At 37.9% G+C, this 16,838-nt stretch carries 20 protein-coding genes; 2 read left to right on the top strand and 18 right to left on the bottom strand.

The genetic code is table 11. The features are described from left to right. Positions 1 to 4: 4 nt before the first annotated feature. From IGJ23_RS03820 to IGJ23_RS03800, 5 genes are all read right to left on the bottom strand, one after another. Entirely contained in the window at positions 5 to 2,197 is a 2,193-nt protein-coding gene (locus IGJ23_RS03820) for a penicillin-binding transpeptidase domain-containing protein (RefSeq protein ID WP_010719781.1), read from the bottom strand. After that, positions 2,198 to 2,593 carry a cell division protein FtsL gene (gene ftsL, locus IGJ23_RS03815; RefSeq protein WP_010719782.1) on the bottom strand — a complete coding sequence of 132 codons (396 nt, stop codon included), beginning with the start codon at positions 2,591 to 2,593 and terminating at the stop codon, positions 2,198 to 2,200. Between the two features lie 4 nt (positions 2,594 to 2,597). Beyond that, the gene (gene rsmH / locus IGJ23_RS03810; protein ID WP_053766114.1) at positions 2,598 to 3,557 is read right to left on the bottom strand and encodes a 16S rRNA (cytosine(1402)-N(4))-methyltransferase RsmH; all 960 of its coding nucleotides are present in this window, start codon (positions 3,555 to 3,557) and stop codon (positions 2,598 to 2,600) included. A 20-nt stretch (positions 3,558 to 3,577) separates the two neighbouring features. After that, positions 3,578 to 4,009, bottom strand: coding sequence for a division/cell wall cluster transcriptional repressor MraZ (gene mraZ, locus IGJ23_RS03805; protein ID WP_014834189.1), 432 nt, complete (start codon positions 4,007 to 4,009; stop codon positions 3,578 to 3,580). Positions 4,010 to 4,180: 171 nt separating this feature from the next. After that, the gene (locus IGJ23_RS03800) at positions 4,181 to 4,549 is read right to left on the bottom strand and encodes a DUF3397 domain-containing protein (protein WP_010719785.1); all 369 of its coding nucleotides are present in this window, start codon (positions 4,547 to 4,549) and stop codon (positions 4,181 to 4,183) included. A gap of 255 nt (positions 4,550 to 4,804) precedes the next feature. Between IGJ23_RS03800 and IGJ23_RS03795 the strand changes: the two genes are divergently transcribed. Continuing rightward, a complete protein-coding gene (locus tag IGJ23_RS03795) occupies positions 4,805 to 5,761 on the top strand; it encodes a magnesium transporter CorA family protein (protein ID WP_096709308.1) in 957 nt (318 codons plus the stop codon). 69 nt (positions 5,762 to 5,830) lie between these two features. Then, positions 5,831 to 5,947, top strand: coding sequence for a DUF4044 domain-containing protein (locus IGJ23_RS03790; protein ID WP_010719787.1), 117 nt, complete (start codon positions 5,831 to 5,833; stop codon positions 5,945 to 5,947). 222 nt (positions 5,948 to 6,169) lie between these two features. Here IGJ23_RS03790 and recN read toward each other — a convergent pair whose 3' ends face one another. The 13 genes from recN to IGJ23_RS03725 all read right to left on the bottom strand — a co-directional run bounded on the left by recN (position 6,170) and on the right by IGJ23_RS03725 (position 16,824). Further along, positions 6,170 to 7,849, bottom strand: a complete 1,680-nt coding sequence (recN, locus tag IGJ23_RS03785) for a DNA repair protein RecN (protein ID WP_178286560.1) — start codon at positions 7,847 to 7,849, stop codon at positions 6,170 to 6,172. Positions 7,850 to 7,866: 17 nt separating this feature from the next. Further along, complete coding sequence (gene argR / locus IGJ23_RS03780) at positions 7,867 to 8,316, bottom strand: arginine repressor (protein ID WP_010719789.1); 450 nt, start codon at positions 8,314 to 8,316, stop codon at positions 7,867 to 7,869. Between the two features lie 99 nt (positions 8,317 to 8,415). Then, complete coding sequence (locus IGJ23_RS03775; RefSeq protein WP_010738204.1) at positions 8,416 to 9,234, bottom strand: TlyA family RNA methyltransferase; 819 nt, start codon at positions 9,232 to 9,234, stop codon at positions 8,416 to 8,418. Between the two features lie 14 nt (positions 9,235 to 9,248). Further along, the gene (locus IGJ23_RS03770; protein WP_010719791.1) at positions 9,249 to 10,133 is read right to left on the bottom strand and encodes a polyprenyl synthetase family protein; all 885 of its coding nucleotides are present in this window, start codon (positions 10,131 to 10,133) and stop codon (positions 9,249 to 9,251) included. After that, positions 10,133 to 10,357 (bottom strand): exodeoxyribonuclease VII small subunit, encoded by a 225-nt coding sequence (locus IGJ23_RS03765; protein ID WP_010719792.1) that lies wholly within the window; start codon positions 10,355 to 10,357, stop codon positions 10,133 to 10,135. Before IGJ23_RS03765 ends, IGJ23_RS03770 begins: the two co-directional genes overlap by 1 nt. Positions 10,358 to 10,362: 5 nt before the next feature. Further along, positions 10,363 to 11,703 carry an exodeoxyribonuclease VII large subunit gene (gene xseA, locus IGJ23_RS03760; RefSeq protein WP_034698802.1) on the bottom strand — a complete coding sequence of 447 codons (1,341 nt, stop codon included), beginning with the start codon at positions 11,701 to 11,703 and terminating at the stop codon, positions 10,363 to 10,365. Continuing rightward, complete coding sequence (locus tag IGJ23_RS03755) at positions 11,704 to 12,549, bottom strand: bifunctional methylenetetrahydrofolate dehydrogenase/methenyltetrahydrofolate cyclohydrolase (RefSeq protein WP_063626747.1); 846 nt, start codon at positions 12,547 to 12,549, stop codon at positions 11,704 to 11,706. It lies immediately after the preceding gene. Positions 12,550 to 12,643: 94 nt separating this feature from the next. Continuing rightward, entirely contained in the window at positions 12,644 to 13,093 is a 450-nt protein-coding gene (gene nusB, locus IGJ23_RS03750; protein WP_010719795.1) for a transcription antitermination factor NusB, read from the bottom strand. Next, positions 13,086 to 13,511 carry an Asp23/Gls24 family envelope stress response protein gene (locus tag IGJ23_RS03745; protein WP_010719796.1) on the bottom strand — a complete coding sequence of 142 codons (426 nt, stop codon included), beginning with the start codon at positions 13,509 to 13,511 and terminating at the stop codon, positions 13,086 to 13,088. The genes nusB and IGJ23_RS03745 overlap by 8 nt, the downstream gene beginning before the upstream one ends. Positions 13,512 to 13,746: 235 nt before the next feature. After that, positions 13,747 to 14,811, bottom strand: a complete 1,065-nt coding sequence (locus tag IGJ23_RS03740; protein ID WP_010719797.1) for a M24 family metallopeptidase — start codon at positions 14,809 to 14,811, stop codon at positions 13,747 to 13,749. Between the two features lie 189 nt (positions 14,812 to 15,000). After that, positions 15,001 to 15,246, bottom strand: a complete 246-nt coding sequence (locus tag IGJ23_RS03735; protein WP_438774630.1) for a GlsB/YeaQ/YmgE family stress response membrane protein — start codon at positions 15,244 to 15,246, stop codon at positions 15,001 to 15,003. Positions 15,247 to 15,418: 172 nt separating this feature from the next. Then, positions 15,419 to 15,793, bottom strand: coding sequence for a DUF956 family protein (locus IGJ23_RS03730; RefSeq protein ID WP_010719799.1), 375 nt, complete (start codon positions 15,791 to 15,793; stop codon positions 15,419 to 15,421). A gap of 116 nt (positions 15,794 to 15,909) precedes the next feature. Next, positions 15,910 to 16,824, bottom strand: a complete 915-nt coding sequence (locus IGJ23_RS03725) for a PTS system mannose/fructose/sorbose family transporter subunit IID (RefSeq protein WP_010738207.1) — start codon at positions 16,822 to 16,824, stop codon at positions 15,910 to 15,912. Positions 16,825 to 16,838: the final 14 nt, after the last annotated feature.

The raw sequence follows: 16,838 nt of genomic DNA, 5'->3' as shown, positions 1-16,838 counted from the left end.
ATTCTTATTCTTCTAATGTAAAACTTAATTTTTTATCAGTGATTTTTTCATAGGGTGCTAAACTTTGCTCCTTACAGTAACCATCGCCATGGAAGGTGACTTCAACCCCTAAGATTTTCCCTAACTTCATAATATCTGCTTTGGACCAATCGGTGACATCAGGCATTAGTTTTTCTCCGCCTGTATACAAGATCAGTTTTTCGCCAGAAATCAATTGATCACCATTTGCAGTAGATTGTTTCTTCACTTTTTTCCCATCGCCAACAACGATAGGTTGCAATCCACTTTTCTGTGCATCTGCTGCGGCAACGTCAGCACTTAGATTACGGTAATCTGCTACAGTGATTTTTTCTGTTTTTGCTTCTGGTGAATTTTCTTCTTCACTTTCTTGGAAGTCCATCGCACGTTTCATCAATGGATTAGCGATTTTAGCTAAAGCCATTCGATCGTAAGTCTTAGGATGTTTCATCGTAATGTATAAAACATACTCTGGATCTTCAGATGGAACCATTTCGACGATGGAATATAAGTATGCTGTATCGCCAGTTTGGTACCCACCTTTATCAGAAGCAATCTGTGCCGTACCAGTTTTAGCTGAAACATTATAACCCGGCACACTATATACCCCATATGCACTACCATAATTTTCGCTTTCAACTACGTCACGCATATATTCTCGTACTTTTTCGGTCGTTTCTTTTGAAAATGGTTGCCCCAATACTTCCGTTTGCGTTGTACGCTCTTCATTCGTTGCAGGATCTACAACTTTACTGATGTAGCGTGGTTGGATCATCGTTCCATTATTTGCGACGGAAGTGAAAGCTTTCATCATTTGGAAATTTGTAACACCAATCGCTTGCCCATAAGAACTCATTGCGCGGTCAACGATATTTTCTGTTGGCAAAGCACCATTTACTTCATCATCTAGACCTGAATGAGTACTTTGACCAAAACCTAATTTTTGTAGGTAATTGTACCAAGTACCGCCCATTCGTTGCTCCAGCATTACCATCCCAACATTACTTGACCAAGATAACGCTTGTCGCATCGTAAGAACTCCTTTTGCTCCAAAATCGTGGTCGTTGATCGTCGCGTCAGCAACTTTTATTTTCCCAGATTGGTACGTTTCATTCTCATTGAATTTTCCTTCTTGGATCGCTGCTGCAGTCGTGAAGACTTTCATAGTTGAACCAGGCTCATAGCTATCTTGCACTAAGAAATTACGCCAAACAGCATCCTTGCCGGTTAAGCCTTCCATCGTTTCAGGATTAAAAGTAGGTCGTTGACCCATTGCTAGAATTTCTCCAGTTTTCGCTTTCATCAACATGGCTGTTAATTCTTCTGGCTGGTATTCTTCATTCACTTGATCCATAAGCGTTTCAAGATAACTTTGTAAACGACTATCCAACGTCGTATAGATATCTTGTCCGTCAACTGCTTTCACTTCTTCTGCCACTGTTCCTGGTAGAGGATTTTGGTAGTTGTCTTTTTGGTAAACGATCTTCCCATTTTTACCACTTAAAATATCATTATAAGCAGCTTCTAGTCCGAGCTTTCCAACTAAGCCATTTTCATTTTTATCTGGAACAGCATAGCCGATAAAGTGGGAAGCAAATTCGCCGTTAGGATACATCCGTGCGGGATGATCTTCAAAATACAGACCGACTACTCCTGCTTTCTTCATATCGTCTTCTATATTCTGTTTGGTCTCTTGACTGATATTTTTTCCATAAGAACCAAATTCAACTTGATATAGATTATTTTTGGCGCCATCTTTTAAGATTTGTAAGGCATCGTTCTTTTCTATAGAGAGATTTTTATTTAGTATCTCGGCGATTTTGTCAAAGTTCTTTTCTTCGGCATACAATTTTTTGTCACCAGAAGTATAAGTTTTTGAAAGGATTGCTTTGATTGAGTAAGAAGTGGCATCTTCTGCCAAAGCGACCCCATTCCGATCATAGATCGTTCCACGTTTTGCTTTTACGACCTCGCTCCCTTTGTAAAGTTGTTCGGTCTTTTCTGCCAAAGAGGTTCCTGCCACGTGACCACCGATCACGATATAAGAAAAACGAACGGCAAATAAAAAGAACAATCCAATACTCGTAGCAAATAAAATGATACCTACTTTTTTGCGATTGTTCGTCGGATTTAGATTTTTCTTTTCCATAAACCGCCGGAATTTATTTTTAAGACTCATTTACTTCACTTTCCTTAAATTGTCGTCATTGATTGACAACCCTTTTTCTTCTGCGATTTTTTTGATTCGTTCAGTACGTGATAATTCATTTTTTTCCTGTACTAAACTAGTTTTTTCTTGGTTTTTTTGAGTGATCTCTGTTTGAATCGTTGTGATTGCTTTTTCGACACCACTGATATTTGTTCGTAACATGACTGTTAAGACACATAGTGCGATTACTGAGAAAATAATACTTACTACTGCTAATTTTTCTAAAACAGAAATATGTTTTAGGCGTTTAGCCGGTGATTGAGGGCGTACGATTTCTTGATTTGAATCTGGCAATTGTTGTTCTGGTTGATCAACCACTTCTGGTAAATCATATGGATATTCTTGGACTTTTTTTAATTCTGCCATTACGCTACTCCTCTTTCACTCGTATTTTTTCAGCAATCCGTAATTTTGCACTACGTGATCGATTATTTTCACTTAGTTCTTCTTCTGATGGAAGAATCGGTTTTCGATTAATCAACTTCAGCTCTGGCTGAAATTCTTCAGGAACAACCGGTAATCCGGGTGGTAAATCTTGAACGGTACTGTATTCTTTGAACATACTTTTGACAATTCGATCTTCTAATGAATGGAAGGTGATCACACTGATTCTTCCATTGATTTTTAATAGCCGAATCGCCTGTTCTAATGAAGCTTCTTCTGCACCTAATTCATCATTTACTGCAATTCTTATTGCTTGGAAAATTCGTTTAGCTGGGTGTCCACCTTTTCTTCTTGCTGGTGCAGGAATCACATCTTTAATGATTTCTACTAATTCACCAGTTGTTTGGATCGGATGGATTTTTCTTACTCGTTCAATTTCTCGAGCAATTTGTTTAGAAAATTTTTCTTCGCCATAACGAAAGAAGATTTTTACTAATTCATTATAGGAATACTCATTAACAACGTCATACGCTGACAGAGGTGCTGATTGATCCATACGCATATCCAAAGGAGCATCCTGATGATAACTAAAACCTCTTTCAGCTTCATCTAATTGTGGAGAAGATACGCCTAAATCATACAAAATACCATCGACTTGAGGAACATGCTCTTTTATCTTTGCTTCTAATTCACGAAAATTCGCTTTGATAAAAGTAACCATACCTTTTTCAATGTATGGGGCTAACCGTACTTTTGCATGATCAATGGCTTTTTGATCCTGATCGAATGCATAAAGGTGCCCGTTTGTATTTAATTGGCTCAAAAGATATTCACTATGTCCGGCACCGCCTAGTGTACAGTCTACATAAATGCCATCTGGTTTGATGTTCAAGCCATCTACCGTTTCTTTCAACATGACTGTATAGTGTTGAAATGTCTCAGTCATTAGTCAGCCTCTTCCTATTCTTATAGTCCAAAATCAATCATATTTTCAGCAATTTCATCAAAGTTTTCTGCTGCCACTTCAGAAAATTCTTGCCATCGTGCCTCATCCCAAATCTCGATTCGATTGGATACACCAATGACAACACATTCTTTCGTTAAAGCAGCGTAGTTTCTTAATGTACTGGGAATGTTGATCCGTCCTTGTTTATCTAATTCACATTCAGTGGCCGCCGAGTAAAAAAAACGCACAAAAGTTCGAGCATCTTTTTTCGCTAAAGGCATGTCGTTCAGTTTTGTTTCTAAATTCGCCCACTCTTTCATTGGATAGCCAAAAAGACAGCCATCTAATCCACGCGTGAGAACGAATTGTTCACCTAACTCTTCACGAAGTTTTGAAGGTACGATCATACGACCTTTTGTATCAATATTATGCCGAAATTCGCCCATGAACATTGAAACTACCCCCATCTCTCCACTAACTAAAATTAGTCTACCACAATCCCCCACTTTCTACCACCTTTTATGGGAAATCAGAGAATAACTTTTTTATTAGTAAAAAAAATTTTAAGAATCAAGCTGTAAAAAGTCTTTTTAAAGACTTTTTACAGCTTGATTGGCTTTTTATCAAAGATACGAGAGAAGATTTAAGACGATTAAAACGACATAAAAACCACTTGTTAACAAGAAAGCTAAACGCCAAGTCATTTTAAGATAACGTGAATAGATAATTTCATCATAGTAATACGCCTGGAATACAGCGATACAAATCGCCATCAACAAAAGTGAAATCATAAAGAAAGGCAAGAAGGAAACTGTCGCAGAATTGCGTGACAATGCATGCATCCCTCCCCATAAAAAAGGAACGGCAAGATCAGGCGCTTTGATTTTAAAACGACGATCTAATGAAAAAATTTTCACTAAAAAATTACAGCCAAACAACACGATGGCTGGAAAGATATACCAAAATAAAACAAGTGGCGTAAAAGTGCCCATCTAACAAAACTCCCTTTCATAGTTGGTTCAAGTATACCTGATGTATTTTACACAACTATTTCATTTATTTTAAATTTATAAAGTTTTCTACTATTTTTACTTCTTAGATAAAAATCTAATCCAAATTGTATGAGTCCACTCCTTTAATACTACCTTTTTCCTGTTCCTAGCCAATCCCATTTTCCAAGCTCTTTCACTGTGTTCTATTCTGATATTCGTTATAATAGATGAAAGAGCGTATTAGGAGGTTCAAAAATGATCAAGTATTTTTCTATCGAGGATCGACAATTGGTCAATACTCAAAAAGAAACAGCAGAGACGATTTGGTATTGCGTCGAACGTCCAAGTGAAGATGAAATCCAGCAAATCACACACCAATTTCAAATTCCGTCTGATTACATTACTTCTATTTTAGACGATGCTGAAAATTCACGAGAAGAAGAATTTAATCAGACCAAATTAACAAAACCAGCGTTATTATTATTGCAATACCCGTTTCCAAAAACAAGCCCAAGCGGCTATTTTCAAGTAGATACTTACCCTTTTTCTATTATTGTGACACCTAAAAAAAAGCTTATCACAATTACGAATCATGAACCACTCTTTTTGAAAAAAGTATTTAGTCAAGCTTTTACTGAAAATGATTTACCAGCCAACTTAAATATCTTCATGCAATTATTGTGGCAAATTACTTTTTCCTACAATACTTATCTCAGCACCTTACAATCACAATGCGATGTCTTGGAAAAACAATTGCGTGTCTCAACAGAAAATAGTCAACTGTATCAAATCATGGATATCCAAAAAAGCTTGGTTTATTTCAAAGAAGCAACCACGGCTAACTTGACCACTTTAAAAACCTTAGTAAAAAACAAAACGATTCAAGAAAACCACGCTTTAAAAAATCATCTCCATGATGTGATTATTGAAACCGAACAATCACGCACTACCGCTCGAATTCAATTAAAACTAGTTGAACAAATGAATCAAACCTTTTCAGCGATTGTTTCTAATAATCTAAACAATATTATGAAAATTTTAACTTCTTTAACGATCATCTTAACGATCCCGACCATCATTGGTAGTCTATATGGAATGAATATCAAGCTTCCTATTGCAGGAAGGGACGATGCGTTTTTATGGATTATTCTACTGATGATTTTTATCAGTATTGCTACTGCTTATTATTTAAAAAAGGGAAAGTTTTTGTAACCGTCCCCTTGTGAAGAAAAGTAAAAGGAGTTAAACTAAAGACAACTAAAAAATTTCGAGGTAAAAATTATGCGCGAGAATAAACAAACAAGTACTTTTTCAAAAATCACTAAATTCGTTGTTTGGACCATGTTGATCTTAACGATTGGTTCAGTTGTCTTGACTGCAGTTATGAGTGTCATGTAAGAATGGCTTAAAAACCAACAAGTCCCGCACTTCCCAAAAAGAAGTGCGGGACTTGTTTTTTACCTTGCTAGGAAAGAATGTTCGCTTGCTAATGGTTCGTTTTTTATAAGAAAGCCAAGTGTCGTTTTAGTTGCTGCCATACAAGTAGCATCTCTGAGTCAAATAACTGTTCATTCTAAGATATCCTCTTCTCTTAGACTGCTCAGGCTTCTACCTATTTTTCTATTTACTTGCTAAGCGTAATAATTCTTTGGCATGCTCGACTGTTAGTGGGGTAATTTCACTTCCAGCTAACATTCGGGCAATTTCGGTTTCTCGTTGTGTGGGTTGTAGTTCGGTAACCGATGTTTGGGTACGCCCATCAATGACTTCTTTTTGAATATAGTATTGAAAATCGGCAACTGCAGCGACTTGCGGTAGATGGGTAATACACAAAACTTGTGAGTGACATGAGATCTGTGAGATCTTATCTGCAATCGCTTGGGCAACTCGACCGCTTACTCCTGTATCCACTTCATCAAAAATGATACTAGTCACACCTTGTTCTGAAGAAAAAATAGTTTTTAACGCCAACAACATACGTGATAGTTCCCCACCCGAGGCGACTTTTACTAATGGCTTCAATGGTTCTCCAGGATTTGTGGTTATGTAAAATTCCACTTGGTCCAATCCATTAGCATCTAATTGTCCATTTTTTTCAGATGAAAAACGGACTTCAAACTCCGTGTTTTCCATATATAAACTTTTTAATTCTGTTAAGATTGATTTTTCTAGTTCTTTAGCGATTTTTTTTCTTGTTTTATGCAGTGCTAATGCTTGTTCTTGCAAGAACGTTTCTTTTTTAGTTAATTCCAGTTGCATCTTTTCTAGTTGACCTTCTGAGAAATCAGAAGAATCCAGTTCTTTAGTGATTTCTTCGTAATAATCAAGGATTGCTTCCACTGACTCCCCATATTTGCGTTTCAACTGACGAATCAATTCAAGCCGTTGATTGACTTCTTCTAATCGGTTTTCATCCAATTCCAGCAGATCGATTTGGCGACTCATGTCACCAATGGCATCTTGAAGTAAATAATAAGCACTTTGAACATTCTCAACGATTGCTTCATATTCATTATCTAGATGAGCAATGCTTTGTAGTTCAGAAACAGCTAAACCAACGTTATCCACACTACTGGGTTCTCCCGCACTCAATGCACTATAACCACTAGCAAAACTATCCACGATCTTTTGATAATTGCTTAATTTTTCTCTTTCCTCGCTTAACTGTTCCTCTTCGCCAACTTGTAAATCAGCTGCTGCGATTTCTTCTTGTTGAAAATGAAGCATGTCAATCCGTTGAACAAATGATTTTTCATTTTGTTGGACTTTCCGCATTTTTCGTTCGAGCTCACGATAGATAGCATACTCTTTTTGATATTTTTTCTTTTGTTGTTGAAAAATACGATCACCAAAACGATCCAATAAATTCAAATGAGCTTCTGGTTGTAATAGCTCTTGGTGTTCATTTTGTCCTTGAATATCAACTAGATAACTTCCGATCCTTCTAAGGTTTGCCAGCGTAACAATATGTCCATTGACTCGGCAGACATTTTTACCCGTTAATGCCATATCACGACGAACAATCAAGTTATCACCATCTGATTCGATGCCAAGTTCTTCCATCAATTCAGTAAATCCTTCTTGACTTGGCCATTCAAACAACCCTTCTAAGATACACTTATCGGCTCCTTGGCGAATATAATCACTGGAGCCTCTACCACCAGCCAGTAATCCAAGGGCATCAATGATAATCGATTTACCTGCCCCGGTCTCGCCAGTTAGAGCTGTCATTCCTTTATGGAAAGACAAATGCAATTCCGGAATAATCGCAAAATTAGTAATACTGATCTCTTGTAACAAGGCAACCACTCCTCAACTCAAAGGTAATGTAAAAAATCCATTTTCAATGCAACTGCATCTTCTTCTGTTCGTGTGATCATCAACACATTATCGTCATCATTAATGATGGAAAACAATTCTTTTTTATATCGTTTATCAATTAAATTAGCCGCAGCAGAAGCGTTGCCTGGTAAAGTTTTTAAAATGACAAATTTTTCCATTTGATCAACAGCCACAAATGCATCTTTCAATAACTTTTCTAATTTCGTACTAACGTCTTCAGTAGTTTCTGCAGGAAGACTATAGCGATAACCTCCATCAGCTGCAGGAACTTTGATGAGTTTGAGTTCTTTGATATCTCTGGAAATCGTTGCCTGCGTCACTGAAATCCCTTTGTTTTTCAGGATCTCCACAAATTCTTCTTGTTTTCTGATATCATTTTCATTTAGTAGCCGGGTAATCAAACGATGCCGATCTTTTTTTCGCATACGTTCTTCGCTCCTTTACGTATTCTTCCTTACTATGATAGCTTATTTCAAACGCTTAATAAAGAAGAATCCGCTGTCTTCTTTATTGCTTGCCCGTCATTATTTGTGGTTAAACTGGTTGTGGGCTTCTTGGACGATCTTTTCGGGTGCCACATCTGGAGATAACGTTCCTTGATCAGAAACTTTTTTCAAATGGGCTAAAAATTCAATGTTCCCCTCTCCACCGGTTATTGGCGAATAACTTAAATCTAATACATCATACCCATGCATCGCAGCAAAGTGTAAAATATCCTCAATCACTTGTACATGTGTTTGAGGGTCACGAACGATCCCATTCTTACCAACTGCTTCTTTCCCCGCTTCAAATTGTGGTTTGATCAAAGCAATCACTTCGCCACCGTCAACTAAAATTTCGTGTAATGGCACTAACATCAAACGTAAAGAAATGAATGATACATCGATGACGGCAATCTCTGGGGTTCCTTCTTGAAAATCTTCTGGTTTGGCATAACGAAAATTCGCTCTTTCCATTACTACAACTCGTTCATCTTGTCTGATTTTCCAAGCTAATTGATTATACCCAACATCCAGAGCATAACTCATTTTTGCACCATTTTGTAAAGCCGCATCGGTAAAACCACCCGTTGATGCTCCAATATCCAATAATATTTTACCTTCTACAGATAAATCAAATACCTTTAGCGCCTTTTCTAATTTCAATCCTCCACGAGAAACATAAGGTAATTTTTTGCCTTTAATCTGTAATTCACTACTTACAGGGATTTTTTCCCCTGGCTTATCGAAACGTTCATTTTTTTCGTTATAGATCAAACCAGCCATAACTGAACGTTTGGCTTGCTCTCTCGTTTCAAACAAGCCTTGTTTGACTGCTAAAACGTCTACGCGTTCTTTTTCCATTTTTTTCTCCATTTCTATACACTGAATTGCTGAACTAATTGACGTAAAAGTTGTCCATCGAATGAACATACCGTTTGTTCTAACTGATCAATCATTCGATTCGCCGCATCAATCTCATTTTCAAGTGCGCTTTTTGTTTCTTCGATACCTAATAAACCTGGATAAGTCGTTTTTTCCATTTTAGCATCTTTACCAGCTGTTTTACCTAATACTTCAGTCGTGCTAACCACATCGAGCAGATCATCACGAATTTGAAAAGCAAGGCCTAGATGACTGGCTAATTTTTGTAGGCTAGCTAAAACTTCCTCCGGTTGGTTTGCTAATACTCCTCCCGCTAATAAAGCGTAGTGCATCAAGCGACCAGTTTTTCTTTCGTGGATAAACATTAATTCCTCTAATGTTAATTGTTTTGTTTCTCCCTCGATATCCGCTGCTTGACCAGCAACCATCCCTTGGGTTCCCGCATTGATTGCTAATTGTTGCAGCAGTAAAAGTTTTGGTGAGTTTGCTAAATGAGCCATACTGATTAGTTGAAAGGCACCTGTCAATAACCCATCTCCTGCTAAAATAGCCAGTGCTTCTCCGTAGACTTTATGGTTTGTTGGTTTCCCGCGGCGTAGATCATCATTGTCCATTGCCGGAAGATCATCGTGAATCAACGAATACGTGTGGATCATTTCCAAAGCAGCTGCTACTTGATAAGTTGTTGTATTGATCGATTCGCCAAACGCAGCTACTGTACTAAGTAAAAGCAAAGGACGAATCCGTTTGCCTCCAGCGCGAACGGAATAAAGCATACTTTCTTTCAACTGTTCATCAGAAGTGTAGTCATTTAGAAAAGAAACAATTTCTTCTTCTACAGAAGATAGATGGATCGTTGAAAAATCAGCCAACTTCATTATGCTTCCTCATTTCCTTCAAAAGTAACTTCTTCATTTGCCTCTGACATCATTTTCGTCAAGGTTTTTTCAGCTTTAGTTAAAGTATCTTGGCAATGCTTACTTAATTCCATTCCTCGTTTAAAAGCATCTAAAGCAGATTCTAAAGGTACATCACCTTGTTCTAATTCCATGACAATTTTTTCTAATTCTTGTAATGATTCCTCAAATGTCGGATTTTCCATATTGATCATTCTCCTTCTTCTACTTCTTGTACCGTAGCATTCACTTGTCCGTCTTGGTAATGGATCGTGATCGTATCCTCAGGCTTCATCTCTGTCACACTTTTCACGACACGCCCTTCGATTGTGGTGTAATTGTATCCTCGCCCCATGATTTTCAACGGACTAAGCAAATCTAATGATTGAATCGCTTGTTGGAAACGTTGCTGCTGGCTCTGCATATATTGTTCCATTTTTTCAGCTAACCGCTTCTCTAAGTAGTCTGTTTCTTGCTTGGCAGATTTCACTCGATAAGTCGGTGCAACTTGTGCCAACTGATGGTTCAAACGAACCGTTTGTTTTTCTTTCAAATGATAAATTTGTTGTGTCGCTTGGAACAAGCGCTGTTTGAACTGATCAAGCTTAATTGTTTGTCCTTCATACAGACGTTCCGGTTGACGGAAAACATATGATTGTTTTGCTCGTTCAAAACGTTCTTGTTTGCGTTGAATTTGACGCAAAAAGGCCTGTTCAAGCCTTGCTTGCCGTTCTTTCAGCTTCAACAATACTTCAGATAAAACAGGAACAGCTAATTCAGCTGCCGCCGTCGGTGTGGCTGCTCGTACATCTGCTGCTAAATCAGCAATAGTAGTATCCGTCTCATGCCCAACTGAAGAAATCACAGGTGTTCGTGCCTCAAAAATGGCACGTGCTACTCTTTCTTCATTAAATGGCCACAAGTCTTCAATCGATCCGCCGCCACGTCCAATGATCATCGTGTCGAAATCTCCCAGTTCTTCAACACGACGGATATTTTCAACGATATTGTCAGCTGCTTGATTTCCTTGCACCACCGTTGGGAATAGGACGAGTTGGGCGATGGGGTAACGTCTTTTGACAGTTGTGATGATATCTCGGATAACTGCACCACTTGGACTGGTCAAAACTGCAATTCTTTTTGGAAAACGTGGAAGAGCTTGCTTATGTTCCGGCTTAAAAAGACCTTCTTTTCGCAATTTTTCTTTTCGTTCTTCTAATTCTTGATATAGCGCTCCTACACCATCAGGTTCCATGTGTTCAACGTAAATCTGATAAGAACCAGAAGCTTCATAAAGAGAGATCCGTCCGACAACTAATACTTTCATCCCTTCTTTAGGTTGAAAACGTAATTTTTGAAATGCACCTTTGAACATGATTGCTGAGATTTTCGCATGGTCATCTTTTAAACTAAAATATTGATGTGCATTTGCTCTCAAACGAAAATTCGAGATTTCACCTGTTAAATAGACCCTTTCAAGATAAGGGTCTACATCAAATTTCCTTTTTAAATACTTGGTTAATGTGGTTACTGTTAAATATTCTTGTGTCATCTACTCACCTGCTTCAGCAGCCAGCACGGTTTGATACATCAGCATCGTAATCGTCATAGGTCCTACTCCTTTAGGGACTGGAGTGATATAGCTTGCTAAAGGTTCTACTTCATCAAATTTTACATCACCGATCAATTTCCCATGCTCATCACGATTCATACCAACATCGATCACCACTGCGCCTGGTTTGATAAATTCCTTAGTAACAAAATGGCCTCGCCCAATCGCTACGACTAAAATATCAGCTTCTTTTGCAAGTTCAGCAAGGTTAGCCGTTTTTGAATGAGCAATCGTTACTGTAGCATCTGCCATCAATAATAATTGTGCCATTGGTTTCCCTACAATATTGCTACGTCCGATCACCAGCGCCCGTTTCCCTGCCAAATCGATATCATAAGCTGCGAACATTTTCATGATGCCATATGGCGTACAAGGAATCTTATCCGGGTTACCAGCTAATAATCGTCCTAAATTCATTGGATGAAAACCATCTACATCTTTTTTAGGATCAATTGCTAATAAGACTTTTTCTTCATCAATGTGTTTCGGCAATGGCAACTGAACAAGAATCCCGTGAAAATTTGGGTCTTGATTATATTTTTCGATTTCAGCTAACAACGTTTCTTCAGAGATCGTGCTTGGGTAACGTTCAACTTTTGAATGGATCCCAATTGATTTTGCGGAACGTTCTTTATTACGTACATAAACCTGACTGGCTGGATTTTCTCCTACTAATAAAACGACCAATCCGGGGGAGATCGATTTTGTTTTTAATTCGCTCACTTTTATCGCAATCTCTGCTTGCATTTTTTCAGCTAGTTCTTTTCCATTAATCAATTCTGCCATACGATCACTCCCAGATTTTTTTGTGCTTTCATTCTACCATAGATAAACAAGCTTTTAGAACCCGTTTCCTTGTTTTCATAGAAAAAAGCTGGGACTATGCCCCAGCTTCAATCTCTTTTAAAACATTAGATAATACACCGTTGACAAACTTACGTGATTGATCATCACTAAAAGTTTTGGCTAGTTCAATGGCTTCATTCAATGCGACTGCGGATGGTACATCTTCAATGTACTTCATTTCAAAGATGGCGATACGCAAGATGATCAAATCCATCTTAGAGATACGATTGATGCGCCAGTTTCCTTTGAGGTGCTTCTCAATGGTTTGGTCTAATTCGCCTTTTTTCGCACACACACCGCCAACCAATGTATCTAAATAAACAGGAACAAACTCTGACTCCTCTTCATTGATCATTTCTTTGTGATCCAATTCAATTGCATGAAAAATTGCGTCTTCTTTGGTCAAATCAGCATTAAAATCTAATGGAAATAATGCTTGTAAAGCCATTTCACGAATTTCGTGTCTTGATAATTCTTTATTCATTTTCTTCCTCTTCGTCTTCAAAAAGTTCTTCAATTGCTGGTTGTTCTAGTTTTTCCGGTACGACTGCTACCACATGAACATTGACTTCTGCTAAAGCAATGTCTGTCATGAAAAGAACTTGCTGATTCACGCGTTCTTGCATTTCCATCGCTACTCTGGGAACAGAAACCCCATATTCTAAATAGCAATAAAGATCTACTTTTAACCCATCTTCATCATTTACTAAATAGACACCTTTACCATGCGCTGCACGCCCTAATAATTCCGTTACGTTGCTGGCAAATGTTCCACGCATCCCATAAACGCCTTCTACTTTTGAAGCAGCGATACCAATAATCACTTCAATGACTTCTGGCGCAATGACAATTTCACCAAGCTCTTGAGTCGCATTCAAAACTAAATTTTTGTCCTCTGCCATTTTATCTATTCCTCCTTTTGCCTCTACACAGATTGTTGCCTACGAATGAACCGTTCTTTCACTTATTCTTCATTCGAAACGTATAAAGGTAAACTGTTCACTTGCCTATTTGAGAGTCTTTTTCTCAAACAAATTACGCTTTGTTTTCAAAGCTTGCTGTCTTCTATAGTGTATCATTAAATCAAGTGATTTTCTATAACAAAGTCTGAGTGAATGATGCTTTAGGCTACGCTCATCATAAAATAATCAACTCTTTTGGTGAATGCGTCAACACGCGATTTCCATCAGAAGTAATCAATAAATCATCTTCGATTCTAACGCCACCGATACCTGGTAAGTAAATGCCTGGTTCGTCGGTAATAATATTTCCTGGAACAAATTGTTTCTCAGCTCGAACTGAAACATTGGGTCCTTCATGGATCTCTAAGCCAATTCCATGTCCTGTTGAGTGTCCAAAAGCTTCGCCATAACCATGTTTCGTAATGTAATCTCTAGCTACAGCATCTAGTTGCTTACCGGTAACTCCTGGTTTAGCTACTTCCAGAACTGCTAGTTGGGCTTCAAGAACGATTTGATAAATTTCTTTTAATTGTTCTCCTGGGTCACCAATCGCAAATGTTCGTGTCATATCAGAAACATAACCTTCATAGTAGCATCCAAAATCTATTGTGATTAAATCGCCTTGTTCAATGATTTTTTTGCTAGCAACTCCATGTGGCATAGCTGAGCGTAAACCACTAGCAACGATTGTTTCAAAAGAAACACCTGACGCTCCTAGTGAACGCATATAAAAATCTAATTGGTTGGCAACTTCGATCTCTGTCATTCCCGGTTGAATCATCTTGAGAATATGGTCATATGCCAAATCTGCAATACTACAAGCTTTTTCAATAATCGCAATTTCTTCTTCGTCTTTGATTTCTCGAAGTTCTTCAATCATGCCCGAAATAGGAATCAGTTGCGCATCAATGATCTCTTCTAATACCGAATATTCTAAGAAGGAAACAGTTGTTTCTTCAAAACCAAGTTCACGTAGTCCTTCTTTTTGAACTAAGTCAGCTACTTCTTCAAAAATCGGTCCTACATTTTTGATGATCTCAAATCCTTGAGCTTGAGCTGCTGCTTGCTCGGTATAACGAAAGTCAGTAATAAAAAAGGCTTTTTCCAATGTGATGACCGCTAAGCCTGTCGTACCAGTAAAATTAGTCAAATAACGAAGATTATATGGACTAGTGATCAAAAATGAATCTAAATTTTCTTCTTGCATCTTTTTACGCAATTTTTCTACTCGTAGCATCATAAATGAAATTCCTTCTTTCTTTGCTCTCTTTTTTCTATTATAGCAAATTTTCTTTCTGACACAGCAGATAAAACAAATTTTCTTAATAAACTTAGTAAAACAAAAATAGTTAAGACAAATCAGTTTCAGATCTGCCTTAACTATTTACTTCTATCTGCAAAACTATTGGCTAAGCGTTAATCTATTTGATTATGATCGTTTCCCAAAAAAGAATGAAACAACTGCCACTAAAATAACTGCGCCTAAAATTGATGGAATAAGTGCCATACCAGCTGCATGTGGTCCCCAGTTACCAAAAATTGCTTGACCGATACTTGAACCAATCAATCCAGCAATGATATTTGTGATACAACCCATAGAATTTCCTTTACTGGTAATTGCTCCAGCAATGGCTCCGATGACTGTACCAACGATTAAAGTCCATATCCAACCCATACTAATAACCTCCTTCTTTACAGTTTCATTCTAGCATAGGAAAATTATTAGGAGCAAATGATTGAACCAGCGTTGAAGCTGACCTAGATAATGACACCGCACACAAAAGAAAAAGCGAAACACAAAACAAAACACGAATGATATGCTGCGAAGAGCATCCATTCGTGTTTTTCTACTTGCGTTTGAAGATACTTTTGACACCACGTTTCACTACATCAAAAAAGCTCAAGGATTGAACCATACGACTAGGATCTACGTATTTTCTGATAGCGCGAAGTACTTTTTTGGGTTCTTTAGAAGAAAATGTATATGTACCATTTTTCTTTGTTTGAATGGCATAGCGCGGAATCCATTTTCCTTTGAACATAACGGATGCGATGACGTAATCAATCTCTTCCCAAGGGATTTGAACAAATTTCCGAGTGTCTCTTGCATGATAAAATTCGAATCCTCGGTCTCCAATCATGATTTTCCCATAATCAGTCAAACCAGTAAACGCAGTGGCATCAATTACCAAATCAACTTTTGTATTGATTGATTGAACCATTTAATCACTCCTATTATTTTATCTATCTAGTATACTATCGTTTCAATGTTGAAATCTCAAGCAGCATCTACTTTTTGATAAAAAAAGCTCGGGGCTACGCCCGAGCTAGATTCTTATTATAAAAGACCAACAACATGGCCAACTACACCGACAACGAATAGACCTAAGATAATGACAATTGGAGAAACTTTTTTCTTCAATAACCACATGCATAGTAATGTCAATGCTAAAGCAGCTAACCCTGGGATCAATTGATCTAAGTTATCTTGTAAAGTTGTTACTTTTTCAGGACTAAGTGCTAGACCACTGTTTACTTGTTCAAAAGCACTCTTGATTCCTTCGCCACCAGCAGGTAATTTATCCCACTCAATGTAAGCACCTTTATCTAACTTAACAGTTGATACAACTGGCAAGAATTTAATCGATACCCACCGCTGTACTAAGGCGGCTAATACGAACATCCCTAAGATAGATGCACCTTTTGTTACGTCTTGCAATAATCCACCAGATAAATCATCTGTGATTTTAGAACCAGCTTTGTAACCAAATTCTTGTGTATACCACATGAATGACCAACGAATAATGTTCCAACCTAAGAAGAAGATGATTGGTCCAAGAATATTACCACCCATTGCTAGAGAAGCACCAAGAGCTCCTAACATCGGACGAACAGTAAACCAGAATACTGGGTCACCAACACCAGCAAGAGGTCCCATCATACCAACTTTAACCCCTTGGATCGCTACATCGTCAACAGGAGCGCCATTTGCGCGTTCTTCTTCTAATGCTAGCGTAACACCCAAGATAGGTGAAGCAATATATGGATGTGTGTTGAAAAATTCTAAGTGACGTTTAAGAGCTGCTGTGCGCTCTTCTTTCGTTTTGTATAATTTTTTGATTGCTGGGATCATTGAGAAAGCCCAACCACCATTTTGCATACGTTCATAGTTCCATGAACCTTGAATGAAGGTAGAACGCCATGCAACAGCTAAACGGTCTCTTTTAGATAAAGTAATTTTTTCTTCTGCCATTTTTATTTTCCTCC

Origin of the sequence: Enterococcus sp. DIV1682a, from assembly GCF_051711005.1 — a bacterium.
GTDB classification, from domain to species: domain Bacteria; phylum Bacillota; class Bacilli; order Lactobacillales; family Enterococcaceae; genus Enterococcus_B; species Enterococcus_B hirae.
This window is presented reverse-complemented; position numbering and strand designations above follow the sequence as displayed.